General features: G+C 44.5%; 16 protein-coding genes. 8 read left to right on the forward strand and 8 right to left on the reverse strand.

Annotation, left to right across the window (positions count from 1 at the left end; translation table 11 throughout):
• Positions 1-23: 23 nt before the first annotated feature.
• The gene (locus tag PYW33_RS03730; RefSeq protein ID WP_004645813.1) at positions 24-1,628 is read right to left on the reverse strand and encodes a bifunctional 3-(3-hydroxy-phenyl)propionate/3-hydroxycinnamic acid hydroxylase; all 1,605 of its coding nucleotides are present in this window, start codon (positions 1,626-1,628) and stop codon (positions 24-26) included.
• A gap of 353 nt (positions 1,629-1,981) precedes the next feature.
• On the reverse strand, positions 1,982-2,215 hold the full coding sequence (locus PYW33_RS03735; protein WP_004645811.1) for a hypothetical protein: 234 nt from the start codon (positions 2,213-2,215) through the stop codon (positions 1,982-1,984).
• 391 nt (positions 2,216-2,606) lie between these two features.
• Here PYW33_RS03735 and PYW33_RS03740 point away from each other — a divergent pair, with 391 nt between their 5' ends.
• The 5 genes from PYW33_RS03740 (at position 2,607) to PYW33_RS03760 (ending at position 7,432) form a co-directional block, all read left to right on the forward strand.
• Positions 2,607-3,614 carry a CobW family GTP-binding protein gene (locus tag PYW33_RS03740; protein ID WP_004645810.1) on the forward strand — a complete coding sequence of 336 codons (1,008 nt, stop codon included), beginning with the start codon at positions 2,607-2,609 and terminating at the stop codon, positions 3,612-3,614.
• A gap of 101 nt (positions 3,615-3,715) precedes the next feature.
• The gene (locus tag PYW33_RS03745) at positions 3,716-4,246 is read left to right on the forward strand and encodes a YaeQ family protein (RefSeq protein ID WP_026055736.1); all 531 of its coding nucleotides are present in this window, start codon (positions 3,716-3,718) and stop codon (positions 4,244-4,246) included.
• An 85-nt stretch (positions 4,247-4,331) separates the two neighbouring features.
• Positions 4,332-4,955, forward strand: a complete 624-nt coding sequence (locus tag PYW33_RS03750) for an MgtC/SapB family protein (RefSeq protein WP_004645808.1) — start codon at positions 4,332-4,334, stop codon at positions 4,953-4,955.
• Positions 4,956-5,040: 85 nt separating this feature from the next.
• The gene (locus tag PYW33_RS03755) at positions 5,041-5,379 is read left to right on the forward strand and encodes an FKBP-type peptidyl-prolyl cis-trans isomerase (protein WP_004280661.1); all 339 of its coding nucleotides are present in this window, start codon (positions 5,041-5,043) and stop codon (positions 5,377-5,379) included.
• 241 nt (positions 5,380-5,620) lie between these two features.
• Positions 5,621-7,432 (forward strand): sensor domain-containing diguanylate cyclase, encoded by a 1,812-nt coding sequence (locus PYW33_RS03760; RefSeq protein ID WP_004645807.1) that lies wholly within the window; start codon positions 5,621-5,623, stop codon positions 7,430-7,432.
• Here the strand turns inward: PYW33_RS03760 and PYW33_RS03765 are convergent.
• On the reverse strand, positions 7,429-7,896 hold the full coding sequence (locus tag PYW33_RS03765; RefSeq protein WP_004645805.1) for a GNAT family N-acetyltransferase: 468 nt from the start codon (positions 7,894-7,896) through the stop codon (positions 7,429-7,431). The two genes, PYW33_RS03760 and PYW33_RS03765, sit on opposite strands and share 4 nt — an antisense overlap.
• Before the next feature lie 371 nt (positions 7,897-8,267).
• On the opposite strand from PYW33_RS03765, the gene PYW33_RS03770 reads away from it, so the two are divergent.
• The 3 genes from PYW33_RS03770 to PYW33_RS03780 all read left to right on the forward strand — a co-directional run bounded on the left by PYW33_RS03770 (position 8,268) and on the right by PYW33_RS03780 (position 9,935).
• Complete coding sequence (locus PYW33_RS03770) at positions 8,268-8,753, forward strand: hypothetical protein (RefSeq protein WP_004645804.1); 486 nt, start codon at positions 8,268-8,270, stop codon at positions 8,751-8,753.
• Positions 8,754-9,012: 259 nt separating this feature from the next.
• Complete coding sequence (locus PYW33_RS03775; RefSeq protein ID WP_004280654.1) at positions 9,013-9,288, forward strand: hypothetical protein; 276 nt, start codon at positions 9,013-9,015, stop codon at positions 9,286-9,288.
• Positions 9,289-9,437: 149 nt separating this feature from the next.
• Positions 9,438-9,935, forward strand: coding sequence for a DUF2505 family protein (locus tag PYW33_RS03780; protein ID WP_004645803.1), 498 nt, complete (start codon positions 9,438-9,440; stop codon positions 9,933-9,935).
• A 122-nt stretch (positions 9,936-10,057) separates the two neighbouring features.
• Here the strand turns inward: PYW33_RS03780 and PYW33_RS03785 are convergent, their stop codons facing one another.
• The 5 genes from PYW33_RS03785 to PYW33_RS03805 all read right to left on the reverse strand — a co-directional run bounded on the left by PYW33_RS03785 (position 10,058) and on the right by PYW33_RS03805 (position 16,504).
• Complete coding sequence (locus PYW33_RS03785) at positions 10,058-10,732, reverse strand: DUF1345 domain-containing protein (protein WP_004280651.1); 675 nt, start codon at positions 10,730-10,732, stop codon at positions 10,058-10,060.
• A gap of 232 nt (positions 10,733-10,964) precedes the next feature.
• Positions 10,965-11,393 carry a YbjQ family protein gene (locus PYW33_RS03790; protein ID WP_004280650.1) on the reverse strand — a complete coding sequence of 143 codons (429 nt, stop codon included), beginning with the start codon at positions 11,391-11,393 and terminating at the stop codon, positions 10,965-10,967.
• 3 nt (positions 11,394-11,396) lie between these two features.
• Positions 11,397-11,753, reverse strand: a complete 357-nt coding sequence (locus PYW33_RS03795; protein ID WP_004280648.1) for a YbjQ family protein — start codon at positions 11,751-11,753, stop codon at positions 11,397-11,399.
• Positions 11,754-11,861: 108 nt separating this feature from the next.
• Complete coding sequence (gene adeK / locus PYW33_RS03800; protein ID WP_004280647.1) at positions 11,862-13,328, reverse strand: multidrug efflux RND transporter AdeIJK outer membrane channel subunit AdeK; 1,467 nt, start codon at positions 13,326-13,328, stop codon at positions 11,862-11,864.
• Positions 13,328-16,504, reverse strand: coding sequence for an efflux RND transporter permease subunit (locus PYW33_RS03805; RefSeq protein ID WP_004280646.1), 3,177 nt, complete (start codon positions 16,502-16,504; stop codon positions 13,328-13,330). The genes adeK and PYW33_RS03805 overlap by 1 nt, the downstream gene beginning before the upstream one ends.
• Positions 16,505-16,517 lie beyond the last annotated feature (13 nt).

Consider the following 16,517-nt stretch of genomic DNA (forward strand, 5'->3'; position numbering starts at 1 on the left):
CGTGGTGAAAAGTGACCCTCATATTATTTCAGGTAAAGCTTTTTAAACAGTTGCTGGCTGGTGCTTTCCATCGATTGAGGAATGGCCAGAGCAGCTACGAAACGGTCAGGACGCAAGATCACAACTGAATCAGACGTGTTGCCAAACCACGAGCGGATATCTGTGCCGATATCACCAATGGTGATGACATCTTCATACTGTTTACGCTGGCTATTTTGCAATTGCACCGCCGGAATTACCTGAATGAATTTCACGCCGAGCGTTTTCCACTGTTGCAACGTATCTGGACTGAGACCCCATTTCGGATCGACACCCCAGGCAATAATCGCAAAATCATTGCCGATCACTTCATCTAGTAATACGGTTTCACCCGAAGCCAGCTGAACCTGAGGCTGGATAAGCATTTTGCCGACTGGAGAGTTCTTGGCTCCCTTGCTCAAAAGTGCGCCGTCATGATATTTCGGCATTGGTTTGAAGCGCATTTCCAGCAGATACTGCTTGATCGGTTTGATATAGTTCAGGGCATAGGCAATGCCGTCACGAACAAAACCTTGCCATTTTTTCGGTGGTGCCAATACGTGACCTGCCATCACCGACAGGTCAATCATCGCCTTGGCATGGTCTTTACGTTCGATCTGATAAGAATCTAAAAGTGCTGGGCCAGCTTTGCCTTGAACAACCAGCGCCATTTTCCAGGCCAGGTTAAAGGCATCACGCATACCGCTGTTATAACCCTGACCTTGCCATACCGGCATGATATGCGCAGCATCACCAGCAAGCAAAATACGGTCGGCACGGAATTTGTCCGCAATACGCGCATTATGGGTATAGACACGCTGACGGATCACTTCGATACCATCCGTGCTTGGTAACACCTTGGACAGAAGTTTGGCAATATTTTCTGGTTTGCTCAGTTCTTCCTGTGTTTCACCCGGCATGACCATAAATTCAAAACGGCGGATACCATGTGGCAATGCGGCTGATACATAAGGACGAACCGGATCACAACATAAGTAAATATGCGGTGTAGCAAGCGGGTCATTCTCAAGGTCGATCACGATCCATTGATTCGGTGCGGTTTCGCCTTCAAAGGCAATGCCCAGGTTGCGGCGCACATAAGAATTACCGCCATCACAGGCAATCAGGTATTGAGCGCGGATGGTTTCTGCATCGCCCTCTTTGTTTTGCAGGTTGAGTGTTACGCCGTCAGCATCCTGACTAAACTGGGTCAATTGACGAGAAAACAGCACCTGCGTGTTTTTATATTGCTTTAAGCCTTGCAGCAGAACGTTATCGACTTGTGGCTGAATAAAGGCATTACGGCGCGAGAAACCAAACTCACGTGTTAAAGGCTGAATATCTGCAAAACAGCGACCTTTAGGCGTCAAGAAGCGCATCGCATGATTCGGAGTGGTATGCGGCAAGACTTGATCGACTAAACCCAAAGATTGAATGGTACGCAAGGATTCATCATCGATTCCAATCGCACGTGGATAATCAATCAAACTATCCAGTTGCTCGACAATCGTGACAGCTACGCCTTGCTTGCTCAGATAGTTGGCAATGGTTAAGCCTACAGGGCCGGCGCCAAGGATTGCCACTTCAGTAGTGTAATTAGTATTGCTCATAGCGAATGTCCACTCAATCGACTTGCATTTGATGCTATTAAGGGACAGTTAGAAGCCAGAAACAAGTTGGGCGATAGTAGCTTAAGTATATGGATAATATTGGATTGAAATAGGTAGTTTTTAAATAAATAATTGATTTTAATTATAAAAATAATAAAAATTTGATAGCCTGTATTAATTCTATGATCAGTTTTGACTATGGTGATAAATAGATTTTATGCAATAAAAATGCTGAACCAGCATCAAGCATGATTCAGCATAGAATAATATCGGGGGCAGTATAGGACAAAGCCTACTGGAGAATTACTGTCCCTGATATCTTCATTGAAGGATTAAACGAGTTGTTCAATCACTTAACGTGCAGCAGGTTTTGCAGGTGTCGTAGTTTCCGCAGCAGCTTCAGAGGCAGCAGGCTGCTCTGCAGATGCGCCTGCAACAGGAGCATTCGATTCAGGTAATTCCTGGGTAGTCACAATCACTTTTTCTTCTGCAGTGGTGGTTTTCGCATCTGTAGTTTTACTATCAGCAAAACTGGTGGCTGCAGCAGCAGTAAGCGTAGTGGCAAGTAAGATTTGTGCATATTTCATTTTTGGCATCCTTTTATTCATGTCATGTAATCTGCCGAGCTGACCATCACATCAATTCGACAGATGCCCATCCTAAGCACTGAAATTTTACTGAGCAAATCAATTAACAAAAGCGACACGCAGGGAATAACCCAGCAGATACAAAACTGAGAAAGTTGTTTTATTTCTGTTAATTATGCGGAGTTTTATTTAATGAAAGTGTGTGTGAATATTTCAAGAATCCAATTTGAAATAAAAGTTAACATAGAAAATTGGTAATTTGGGATCATTCCATTAATTTTTATCTCTGTGATTTTCACGCCGTGTTTGCGAAGAACACGCATTTTAAAGTCACACTGTGCTTTATAATGCAGAGTATTGCTATTTCTATTCAATCTCTTGAGAGTCGATTTTGAAAATTCTGTCAGCGTCGCAGGCTATTCCTGTCCATATCATTTCCGGATTTTTGGGGGCAGGTAAAACCACACTAATCAAACATTTATTACAGCAAAAACCGGAACAGGAAATCTGGGCTGTGCTAATGAATGAATTCGGCCAGATTGGGGTAGACCAGCAGTTATTGCCACAAGACCAGGGCTTTGCGGTCAAAGAGCTGTTGGGTGGTTGTCTATGTTGTAGTAGCCAGTTACCCATGCAGATTGCCTTGTCACGCCTGCTGTCAGAAGTGAAACCGGATCGTCTGTTTATCGAACCTACCGGACTGGGGCATCCTGGCCAATTACTGGAACAGCTGACCGAACCGCACTGGCAGAGTCATTTAAACATGCAGGCATTGGTCACAGTGGTAGATGGTTCACGTTTGCATGATCGAGACTGGACTCAGCAAAACCTGTACGCAGACCAACTCAAGGCAGCGCATATTGTGGTGATTTCACATACTGACTTGATGACAACCGCAGACCACGCAGCACTCACGCAACTTCAGACAGAATATCAACCTTATGCCCAACAGTGGTTGTTCACCGAGCATGGACAACTCGATATCGAACTGATCAAGCAGGGCTATCGGGGTTCTGCCCGTCAGATTCAGCCTTTGTTAAAACAGCAACAGATCACCCGTTCAGCAGATACGCCCTTAGTGATTCAGCAAATGCCTTATCATTATGTAGAAAGCGCGCAGGGTTATCAGGTTGCGGGCTGGAAATTGCCAAAACGCTGGCAATTCAATTTTTATGATCTGCTGGATCTGCTCTGTGAACAAAAAGACTGGCTCAGAATCAAGGGAATTTTTCATACCGACCAAGGCTGGAAAAGCTTTAATTTTAATCCTGAGCAGTTTAATTATCAGTCGGTAGATGAAGGCATTGATAACCGGGTAGAAGTGATTTATCAACAGTCACGGGATTGGCTGGCCTTTGAAACTGCCCTGGTGCAATGTCGTATGGATCCAGAGAAATAATGGTACTGTTTCTAGTGCGCTGAATGAATTATTGGCCTAAATCTGTTCAGCAAAATAGCGCTAAATCTTATATGCTAGGCGCCAAATTTGAGGATTATGTGATGGCGTTAAAAGCGACGATTTATAAGGTTGATTTGAATATTGCGGATATGGATACGCATCGTTATGAGGATTATCAGCTGACGATGGCACTGCATCCTTCAGAAACCATTGAACGCTTGATGGTGCGTATTCTGGCCTATGCACGCTATGCCGATGAAGCACTAGAATTTACCAAGGATCTGTTTGAAACCGATGAACCGGCACTCTGGGAAAAGGATCTGACCGGGCAACTGGTCAAATGGATTGAAGTCGGTAGCCCGGACGAAGATAAAGTCAAAAAGGCCAGTGCGCGTTGCAAGCAGGTCGCAGTCGTCACCTATGGTTCTGCGGTGGATGAATGGTATAAGCGCAGCAGCAAATTAAAAATCTTAAAAAATGTGGAAGTGTGGAAGTTATCTACTGCAACTACCGACGCATTGCCACAGTTATGCGAACGCACCATGCAGTTACAGCTCAATGTGATGGATGGTGAATGGACCTTGATTGGCGATCAGGGCCAGGTGCTGGTTGAGTGGGAACAGTTACAATAAGGCCAAATAAGGATGCAAGTCTAGACTTGTATCCTGTAGCTCAAATTGCGTATATCTGAGGGATAAGAATACGCAGGGTTGCACCATGTACCATGAACTTTATGATTTACTGCTGGCTGTCGCGATCGGCGCAATTATTGGTGCAGAGCGTGAGTATCACAGTAAATCTGCCGGACTGCGTACCATGATTATGGTCAGTCTGAGTTCCTGTTTATTTACCATTATCTCCCTGAAAATAGGCGTGGCCAATCCTGACCGGCTGGCCGCCAATGTCTTGACTGGACTGGGTTTTCTAGGTGCTGGTGTTATCCTGAAAGATGATAACCGTATTTCCGGGATTACCACCGCAACCACGATCTGGATGACAGCCGCACTCGGCATGGCGGTCGGTGCAGGCTATGAACTCTTAAGTATTTGGGCTACTTTTATTGTCATGGTGGTGCTGGTTCTATTGATGTATGTCCAGCGCGGCATCGAATCTCTGAATCAGGAACGCAGCTATGAAATTGTCTGTCCATTTGATGAAAATGATTCCAATCACTACGAAATGCTATTTAAGCGTTACAAGCTAAAAGTGGTGCATTCCTCACAAAAAAAAGTCGATCAACAGATTGTCGGACGCTGGATACTGATGGGATCGGCCAAGAATCATCAAGAATTAACCCAGTATTTACTCAATGATAAGAATATTCAGGAACTCAGCTTTTAACCCATCAATGACCCAGACTTAAAAAAACAGAGCAATCCAGTTTATACTGAGCTTTGAATTTTATGCTCCTCTCAGGTAAATAACCATGATCAACGAACTTGAAATTATTGATTTAAAAGTAGGCGAAGGTAAAGAAGCGGTGAAAGGTGCCCTAATTACCACGCACTATACTGGCTGGCTGGAAGATGGAACCAAGTTTGATTCCTCTATTGACCGTGGTAATTATTTTGAAACCGTCATTGGCACAGGCCGTGTAATCAAAGGTTGGGATCAGGGTATTCTGGGAATGAAAGTTGGCGGTAAGCGTAAACTGATGGTGCCTGCACATTTGGCCTATGGCGAACGTAAAATGGGTAAAGTCATTCCAGCCAATTCCAACCTGATTTTTGAAATTGAACTGTTTGATGTAAAAACACGTGATTAAAATGATTTAACTTGCTGAATATAAGTTATATTTTTTATTCAAAGATATACGCTGGTTCCGGTGCAGTTGCTTAAAAATAGGCTGTGCCGGATAAGCTACAAAAAACATCTAAAAAGATTTGAAATCAAAAATATTCCTTGTAAATTATAAGAATAATAAAGAATTATCTTGAGATAGAACGTATTTGCATAACTTGATAAGGAATGTCTGTTTTTTCGTATTTGTCTGTACCTTGAGCTGGATGACTTGCATCATAAGTTCAGCAATCGCTCAGGATGAACTCCCTTCGCCGTCATTTCAGCAGCAATCTCACGACCATATTACTGAAGTTCATTTTACCGAACATAGCACTAGTGCCTTGCAGGGAAAATGGCTGTTTTATCCGAGTCAGTTTATTGTTCAGCCCAGCCCCGTACTCCAGTCAAAAACAGTTGAATTGCCAGCCTCTTTTAAAACTCTAGCGGGTTCAAACTCTGGCTACGGTACCTTTATTGGTTATTTTAAAATTCCGAAAGAATTTCTCGGGCGACGCATCGCGATTCGGATTCCAACCCAATACGGCGCCTATCGGGTATATGTCAATGGACAGTTTATTGTCCGTCTCGGGGAAATCAGTACCACACCTGACAAACAGGTGACTGAGAAAGCACCGAGTATTGGCTATTTTGTTCCAGACACTGAATATATTACCTTAAGCATTCAGGCTTCCAATTATACCCACTTGCATGGTGGTCTCGAACGACCGATGCAGATCGGCGTTGCAGGTACCATCAATCGCCAATTTCAGCAGCTCATGATGAGTATTGCCATGGTGTGCGGCGCGGTACTTGGGGTGGGGGTGTTTACTATTCTATTTTCGGTATTCCGGGGATCACGAGAACGTAACAGTAAAAGTATCTTTGTTTTTGGCTGGTTTATTGTCTTTTTAGCCCTGCATAACCTGTTTTCTGCACCTTATGCCTATTCGGTATTTACCAATATCAACTGGCTGTGGGGAACCCGCTTAGAGTATCTGTTTACTTTTATTGCGGCCTTCTTTTTTCTCAGCTATATGCATCTGTTTAACCGGCGCTATCTAAATCCGGTGATTTATTATATCGCAGTGGCATTACTGGTTTTTAACATTACTTTCACCCTATTTTCACCTCCTGAGATATTTGAACGTCTGGCCCTATTTAGTGCGATTTTTGCCTTGGTCATCATCGGTAATTTTATTTACGGTTTTTATCAGACCTTACGTTATAAAGAGCATTATTCGCGTTTAAATCTGATTGCAATTATTTTCCTCTGTCTAACTTTTTTGAATGATTATCTATTGCTGATCAATGTAATTAAAACCACGCATCTGTTCTTTATCTCAACCAGTATCTATGCCTTATTAATCATGTTTCAGCAGTCCAGACATTATGCACATCAAACTTATGAGACTGAACAGCTGAACCTGAACCTGATCGCGCTCAATAATTCGCTCGATCAAAAAGTTAAAGAACGGACCCAGCAACTGCGTGAAGTGAATGCCAAACTGGAACAGCAAATGAATATTGATGCGCTGACTGGAGCTTTTAACCGGCGTGCCTTAAATCATGAAATCCAGCAGCAGTTTTTGCAGACCCAACAGCAGCCGCAACATACCTTGATTTTTGCCATGCTCGATGTCGATTTTTTTAAAAACTATAATGACTACTATGGTCACTTAAAAGGCGATGAAATCCTGAAAAATCTGGTCAGGATTATTCAAGCTGCTTTGCCACCATCTGGCTATCTGGCACGTTATGGTGGTGAAGAGTTTGCGATTCTGCTCACTGGAATGCCAGTTCAAACTGCCCTAAAAAATCTGGAAAATGTATTAAACCAGATTCGGGAACAGCGTATGGAACATCTGAATCGGCCAGATGCAAAAGATTATGTTACGGTCAGTATGGGCGCGGCCTGGGTTGAACAAAAACATGGCTATGCAGATATTCATGAATTGATGAAAGCGGCGGATGTGCAGCTCTATGCCGCCAAACAGGCCGGACGTGATCAGTTAAAAATTGAAAAAGAGGCCGATTAAAAAACATATTTATACAGATAACGCGATTCATCTTCTGACTCGGCAGAATGTGGATGAAAGCCGCAGTGTTGATAATAACTTAATGCAGTTTGAGTAGACTGTATTTCAATCTGATGAATTTTTTTCTTTAATAAAGCGTGATGCATTTGATGAAATAACTCGGTGCCAAACCCCAGCCTTTGGCAGTGTTGGGCCACATAATGCATCCGGATTTCTCCAGCATCACTGACCAATAAGAACCCGACGACCTTGTCATAGATGAGATAAACCCAGCAATCGTTATACAGCATATCGACAATCAGGCTGGCATGATCAAATTTTTCTAGCCAGGTTTGAATTTTGCTTTCTTCACGCTGATGATCCAGTACACAGGACTGAATGCTGTCATGAATGACCTGAATAATTTGAGGTATATCTTCGACCTTCCCTTCACGAATCATAATATTATTCATTTTCTCGAACATTTATAGGGAAGGTTTATTGGATAAAAAAGAAGAGGGTAAAAAACAGAACAATATTGTAGTTTTTTGAGAATATTTTCCGTGATTTATCCATGTGAAGATCTGTTCTGTTGCTGATTTGTCCTGTTTGTTTATCTCAAGTTCTTCAATCTCATTACAGCGTTAAAAATAAAAAATCAAAGCAAATCCATTTTTAAATAAATCGAAGTTTGAATCTGGGCACAAATGAGCAAGCAGAGGAGATAAATAGTAAAAATATGCCTCAAGTTTGCACTGTATAAAAAATAGACGTATGCTGAGTCAAAAGGGACTATTCAAATGAATCTTGATCCTATAACCATAAAAATAAAATTAGTCATATGAGATCATCAACCATGCTGAAATTACTGCTCCTGTTATGTGTTTTATTCATGTTGAATGCTGCCTGGATCGTAGGCAGAAAGATCTATAAAGCTCAGCGCCATCTGGTGTGTCAGCGTCCAGAAAAACCAGCACAGATTTCTAGCATGACAGAACAAGAGGTCATCGAGCAAGAGCAGCAAGTACATCTGGTGGATGCTTATGAACTGGAACTGTTTGACGATGTGGCACAGCTATTCTTTCAACGGCAGGTGCATATTGAGAATCGGGCACAGGCCGAACAGTTACAGCAAGAACTATTACAAAAAATGCCGATGCACAGTGGTACCCAGATTCGTCAGATGGATTTAGGCGAATGGTCTATTTTCTGGAATTTTTATGATCAGTCACTGGAATATTATGTCGGTCGCTATGGCGTATTCTATGCACATGTCGACCGTTTTGGAGAAGAGCACCGGCATGAAATTCGTAGGGAACTTTTGCATTCTGACTGTGCTTAGAACACCACTTTCAGTCATTTTCTACGATTGAAGATCTCAGACTACGTACTTAAGCCATTGCAATTCAGAAAAGGTATCTCATGCCTTAGCTCAGATTTTTTCTGCCGCTTGGCGGAAATAGCCCATATAATTTATCTCCTTCAAGCCATAATCTTGCGCTAGAAAAACCTCAAGACTCGTGAATCCTATTCTTGAAATAGTCATTTAAAATGTACGAAGTCTGGCGAACAATGATCCGGACTAAAAAGGCAGGAGCGCTATGATCATTGATTTTCATCAAGCACAATTACAGAAGTTTATTGCACTGGCGATGAAGATCGAAGCTGAGCCTGAACTGTATTTGCAGTTTGATTCGGTCTCGGATTTTTATAAGGCTGACTGGCTGCAGGCTTTCCCAGCTGGAACTGAATACTATGTTTCCGGTCTAGATGATGGTGCCGATGAGTTTCATGCCGTGATTTATTATGGCGAAGCGCAGCTACAGATCAGCTGTGGACAGGCACAGCTTTCAGTAAAACTATGTTGCAAACATTGACCGGGCTGCCGGTATTTCCCGATAAAAGAATAATGACATCCGCTATAAAGTTGATATAAATTGCAGAGTCATCTCTGTATCTGATTTTTATTCGCATCAGCCGAGAGTGGCATAGGCGAATATCGTAATAAAAATAAGGAAAAAATAGCATGGCACATCAGTTCACCGTGAAAGCAATTATCAATGGCGTGTCTATTGATGAATTTAAGCGTTTGGCCAATGATATTCGTTTGCATGAGGCAGTTTGCCATCGAATTCCTGCGCAAAACTTGGAAATCCTGGTTTCGGAAAAGCAGGGGCATATGTATACCCTGAAACGCGCTTATAATCTGGATGTTAATATTCCTGATATCGCAAAAAAATCACTCAAAGATGCATTCCGTTTGCAGCGTACCGATGTTAGCGATCTGAATGAAATGACTTCGACGGTACAACTCGGTGCGAACTTGCCGATCGAGGCCATTTGTCAGCGTGCAGTTACCGGAGATGAAGACCAGATCCAGTTCCAGCTAAACTGGACAGTCAAAGTCAAAGTGCCTTTGCTGGGTGGCATGTTAGAAAAGCATGCTGAAGGTGAGATTCGTAAATTTAGTGAAATTGAACTCAGCATTGTCGAAGATGAATTGCGTAAAGGTCTCACCGCTTGAAGCAATCAAATAGTGTGATTGACCTAATTTAAAAACTGGTCAGGTTAGACGCAGGATAGTGGTAGTTGATTGGGCGGTAGATCGCCATTTTCAGGGTGACTGCCACTATCCAAAAAACTTTTTTAAGTGCTGATAAAGTTTGCCGTCACATTAATACTGATGGCCAGAATGGTGGTATTGAATCCGTAAGCCAAAAGCAAATGTAAGGTATTTAGAACCCGCATAGATTGGCAAGTAATGGATACATCTGCAGTTTGCGCAGAAGTCCCGATGATATAACTAAAATATAGAAAGTCCGGATAAGTCGGTCTTGCGGTATTGGGGAAATCCAGTCCACCGTGTTGCTGTTTGTCGAGTGCCAGATAAAAGTCATGTGTATAATGAATTGCAAAAATCGTATGCATCAAGAACCAGGCTGAAATAATGGTCAGAACTGATAAGATTAAATGGCCGGTTCGAATAGTGGTGTCTTGGGGTAAATGATTAATTTCAATAATAATCGCAATAAAACACATGATCAGGGTGATGATCACTAGAAACAGAATGATCCATTTGCTGGCATCTTGTTGCATGGCGCGTTGCAGAATATGAGCATGATCAATACGCCAGAGTTTTTTTATGGTCAATAATAAATAAGCGTAAATCGCGATATTCCAGCTGATCAACAGGCAGCTTGACCAGCTCAAAGGGGTGACTGTCTGTAAAACCAGATAAAATCCAATGATGGCTGGGAAAATAATAAAGAAATACAGACGGGATTGTAGTGCCGTTTTTATAGATTGAAGAAGCTGCATCATGCCATTTATATTTGTTTTGCTGACTTCTCAAGATCCTAACACAGAACCGTTTGCAATAAAGAAGATTGCAACGGCCTGAGTAGCAGCCTTAGTTATTTCCTCTACGACATTTCATCCTAAAGGTGTCGAACTGATTCGAGTTGAGCAATTTGACTGCGCGGATCGCGCAGCAGGCGTGATCATCTCAATAAATTTTTTTCTGAACCGAGGTTTAGATCGATTGAGCAGGTTGTTAGATTGCAGTGCCATAAGCAAAGACTTCTACCATGCCACCTTGCATACCGAGTTCTGTGGTGCTGAGCCGAATGCCCATAATCTGAGTCGCACCGATTTTTTCGGCCTCGAGTTTTAATCGCACAATTGCTTCACGTCGTGCTCGTTCTACTACACTTTCATAGCTGGTCAGACGGCCACCGAGCATATTCTGCACATTGGCAATCGCATATTTAAAATAATCATGAGAAATGACCACATTGCTGCTGATCATCTGTCCGGAATATTCAGACACAGCGAAGCGGCTATTGTTCACCCGGATATATGCCAGACGTTGTTCCTGTTCATCCAGATAACGAAAATGTTTACCTTCGTTATAACGTCCAAAACCGAAACCGACACAAAACAGAATGGCAAAAATGATGATCTGGAGAATTAAACCATCCATGCTTTAATCTGCCTGCGGAAAAGGGTCGGGCAATTTCGGCATGATCGGATCAACGACTACGGCTGTCCCATAAACAAAGAGTTCAGAAGCACCTTGGGCGATATTAGAGGTCGAGAAACGAATGCCGACAATCGCATTGGCACCCCTACTACGGGCTTTTTCAATCATGCGGTTCATGGCTTCCTGTCGTGATTCTTCCAGCAGTTCGGTATAGGCGGTAAGCTCACCACCGACAATATTTTTCAGGCCGGCCAATAAGTCACGTCCGACATGTTTGCTGCGTACGGTACTGCCATACACCACATCAATTTGCTGGCGAATGGTATGTCCCGGTACAGATTCCAGATTGCTAAGTAACATGTGCATGTTTTCTAAATAAATCGCTGGTCTATGACAATAGGAAAACTGCTTCGAAAATGCAATAAAAAAAAGCCCACCGAAGTGAGCTTTTCCTGATCTGTCTGGAATTTATTGCGCTGGTTGTTCTGCCGCACGGCGCTGTTCAGATACAGACGGTGTATTCGGTAAGGTATCCGTCGTATTGACTTTCAAGCCGCCCCCCAGGGTTTTGTAGACTTCAACCTGATTGTTCAGATTGGCCTGTTCAAGCAATAACAAACCTTGTTCTGCTGCATAAGACGCACGCTGTGCGTCCAGTACCGTCAGATAGCTGTCAATTCCGGCGCGGAAACGTGCCTGTGACAAGCGATAGGTGGTGTTGGTTGCTTCGACCAGGCGGCGCTGAGCTGCAAGACGATCACCAATATTCTGACGTACCGCCAAAGCATCATTCACTTCACGGAAAGCAGTCTGAATCGACTTTTCGTAATCTGACAAGGCAATTTGCTGATCGGTTTCAGAAATACGGATATTGGCCTGACGGGTACCCCAATCAAAAATTGGAATATCCAGACTCGGACCAAATGACCAGGCAAAACTGCCCGACTTAAACAGGTCGCCTAAATCCGTAGAGGCATAACCTGCTGAACCGGTCAAACTAATCGTCGGGAACAGGCGTGCACGTGCTGCCGCAATATTGGCACCTGCCGCAGACAGACGGTATTCTGCTGCACGAACATCTGGACGGTTAATCAGTAGATCACTTGGCAAGCCTGAACCCAATGCAGTATTTGAGGTGATGCGGGTTACGCGTTGTGCTGGTAATAAATTCGCAGGCACTTGCTGACCGACCAGCAGGTTTAACAGGTTTTGTGCCTGTGCTACCTGAGTGCGGTAATTCGCAACATCATTACGTGCAGTTTCAACCGAGATCTGTGCCTGACGTACTGGAAGCTCGCTGTCGATCCCGACATCAAAACGTTTCTTGTTCAGATTGAAAGATTCAAGCTGGGCTTTCAGCGTTTGTTCAGCCAAAGCCAGATTGGCATTGGCAAACGAGTAGCTGAGCCAAGCCTGAGACACCTGACCAATCAAGGCAATTTGCGTCGCATCTCGCGCACTTTGGGTCGCCAGGAAACTATCCAGCGCATTGTCACGCAAGCTGCGGACACGCCCCCAGAAATCCAGTTCATACGCAGTTACACCCAGTCCGACATTATAAGTCGTCACTGCACCACGATTCTGGGAATTCATGGTGTCCTGGCGCAATACGCTACCACTGGCACCAATCGTCGGTAACTGGTTGTTTTCAGTAATCTGATACTGTTGCTGGGCTCGTTGAATATTGAGGGCAGCAATACGCAAATCACGGTTATTGTTTAATGCCAGATCCAGCACCTGTAACAGGCGCTGATCGGCAAAAAAGTTTTTATAACCTTGTTCTGCTACAGAAGTACCAGACGCATTGGTATAGCTGCTCGGGATATCTGCCTGCGCAACCGGCTCTGGACTGCGCATGCTTTGACAAGCCGTCAAAGCAAGCGCAAGGGCAGATACCGCAATGCTACGACCTGTAATAGACCATACATTTTGCATTACGACTTATACTCCTGATTTTGTTGTTTTGGTTTGTATTTAAAGACACTTCGAATCCACACGTAGAATACCGGGATAAAGAAGATACCTAACAAGGTCGAGCTGATCACGCCGCCGAGTACGCCATAACCGACTGAGTGCTGGCTACCTGCACCCGCCCCTGAAGCCAGAGCAAGCGGTAATACACCAAAACCAAAGGCCAATGTGGTCATGATAATTGGACGTAAACGCATTTTTGCCGCATGCAAGGTCGCTTCAAATAACTCTTCACCTTGTTCCTGCAATTCTTTCGCAAACTCGACAATCAAGATCGCGTTTTTCGCAGAAAGACCAATCACGGCAATAATCGCTACCTGGAAGTAAATGTTATTCGACAGGTTTGGATTTTGCAGCAGCACCATTCCACCAAAGGTGAGTAATAATGCACCGACAATACCCAATGGGACCACCAGTAGAACCGAGAACGGAATCGACCAGCTTTCATACAGGGCTGCCAGACACAGGAAGACAATCAGCAGTGACAAGGCATACAGGAACGGAGCTTGTGCACCAGATTCACGCTCTTCTAAAGACAGGCCTGTCCATTCGAAGTCGAAACCTTGCAAGCCCATTTCTGGTAACTTAGCCACAATTTCTTCCATGGCCACCATTGCGTCGCCCGAGCTGATACCCGGAGCAGGTGTACCTTGAATGTTCATGGACGATACGCCGTTATAACGCTCAAGACGTGGTGAACCGTAGGTCCATTCGCCTGTGGCAAATGCCGAGAATGGCACCATTTCACCACGATTATTACGCACATACCATTGGTCCAGATCTTCCGGCATCATACGTGAGCCAGCTTCACCCTGAACATAGACTTTCTTGACACGACCACGATCAATGAAATCATTGATATATGAACCGCCCCAAGCAATACCCATGGTGCTGTTAATTTCGGCAACGCTGACACCCAGTGCACCTGCTTGCGCATGATCCACAATGACACGGTACTGAGGAGTATCTTCCTGACCGTTTGGACGTACGCCTGCCAGACGCGAATCTTGTGCGGCCATACCCAGGATTGCATTACGTGCTGCCAGGAGCTGTTCATGACTTTGACCACTTGCAGCCTTGAGCTGCAAGTTGAAGCCAGCCGACACACCCAGTTCAGGCATCGCAGGAAGCTGCAATGGCATGATATAAGACGCATCTTTGATAATCATGTTCAGTGCCATACCACGTTGAATAATGGCACCGACTTGAGATTCCGGACTGTGACGCTCTGACCAGTCTTTCAACTTAATGAAAGCCAGACCTGCATTTTGTCCCACACCCGTGAAGGAGAAACCTGCCACACTAAAGACGGATTCTACATGCTCTTTCTCGTTTTCCAAGAAATAGTTGGTCATGGTGCTGACCACTTTGTCGGTACGTTCCAAGGTTGCATTTGGCGGTAACTGAACCAGCGTCATGACCACGCCCTGGTCTTCATCCGGTAGGAACGAAGAAGGCAGTTTCTGGAACAACAGCACAATAATACCCAGTACCACGGCATACACCACACCTGAGAAAATCTTGCTGTGGGTCATGCGGTTGACGCCGCCCTGATATTTCACAGAGACCTTGTCAAAACTGCTATTAAACCAGCGGAAGAAACGCGCAAAAATACCATTACTTTCCGGCTTGTTCGGATCATGCTGTTTCAGCAGGGTCGCACACAGGGCAGGAGTAAAGGTTAAGGCAACCACCAGTGACAAGACCATCGCTGTGACCAGCGTAATCGAGAACTGGCGATAAATGACCCCGGTGGTTCCACCGAAGAAAGCCATTGGAACGAATACTGCCGACAGCACCGAGGTAATACCAATCAATGCGCCAGAAATCTGTTTCATCGATTTTTCAGTTGCAGCAACCGGATCCAGATGTTCTTCCACCATGACCCGTTCGACGTTCTCGACCACAACAATCGCGTCATCGACCAGAAGACCAATCGCCAATACCATGGCAAACATGGTCAGGGTATTAATCGAGAAGCCAAAGATGTTAATGACGGCAAATGTACCCAATACTACGACTGGAACTGCCATGGTTGGAATGATGGTGGCACGCCAGTTCTGCAAGAACAGGAACATCACCAGGAATACTAGAATAATCGCTTCGATCAGAGTTTTAACTACACTCTTAATCGACAGTTCAATAAATGGTGTTGTATCAAACGCCAGTTGGTCGACCATGCCTTGCGGATAGTTCGGACGTAACTGTTTTAAGCGTTCTTCAACCGCTTGTGCGGTATCCAGGGCATTGGCGCCAGTCGCAAGCTTGATTGCTACACCACCAGCCGGTTTGCCATTAAATTTAGAATCGAACTGATAGTTATCTGCACCGAGTTCAACTCGTGCAACATCACCTAAGCGAACCTGCGCACCAGAAGTGGCATTTTTCAGGAAGATATTGCTGAACTGCTCCGGCGTTTGTAACAGACTTTGAGCCGTTACCGTCGCATTTAACACTTGTCCTTGAACTGCAGGCGCACCACCCAACTGACCTACGGCAACCTGTGCATTCTGGGTACGGATTGCATTAGCAATATCACTTGGCGTTACTTGCAGGCTGGCCATCTTGGCTGGATCCAGCCAGATACGCATCGCATAAGAACCACCAAAGACCTGAACTTCACCGACCCCGGCCACACGGCTTAAAGGTTCAGCAATATTCGAGTTAACATAGTCTTTGATGTCATCTGCGGTCAGGCTGCTATCAGGTGAATAGAATGCCAAAACTTGCAAGAAGCTTGCACCCGATTTGGTCACCCGCACACCCTGACGCTGTACATCTTCAGGCAGCAGGGCAGTCGCAGACTGTAATTTGTTTTGAACCTGAACCTGTGCGATATCAGGATCGACACCCTGGTCAAAATTCAAGGAAATAGACGAAGAGCCGTTACCCGCACTGTTAGACGAGATATAGCGCAAGCCATCCATACCGTTCATCTGCTGCTCGATGATCTGGGTCACTGTATTTTCAACAGTTTCAGCAGATGCACCCGGATAAGTCGCAGAAATCGTCACGGTCGGTGGCGCGATGGTTGGATATTGTGCAATCGGCATTTTGCTGATGGTTAAAATACCCGCCAGCATAATCACCAATGCAATCACCCATGCGAAAATCGGGCGATGAATAAAGAATTGAGCCATGAACCATTACTCC

Source organism: Acinetobacter lwoffii (assembly GCF_029024105.1).
GTDB lineage: Bacteria > Pseudomonadota > Gammaproteobacteria > Pseudomonadales > Moraxellaceae > Acinetobacter > Acinetobacter lwoffii.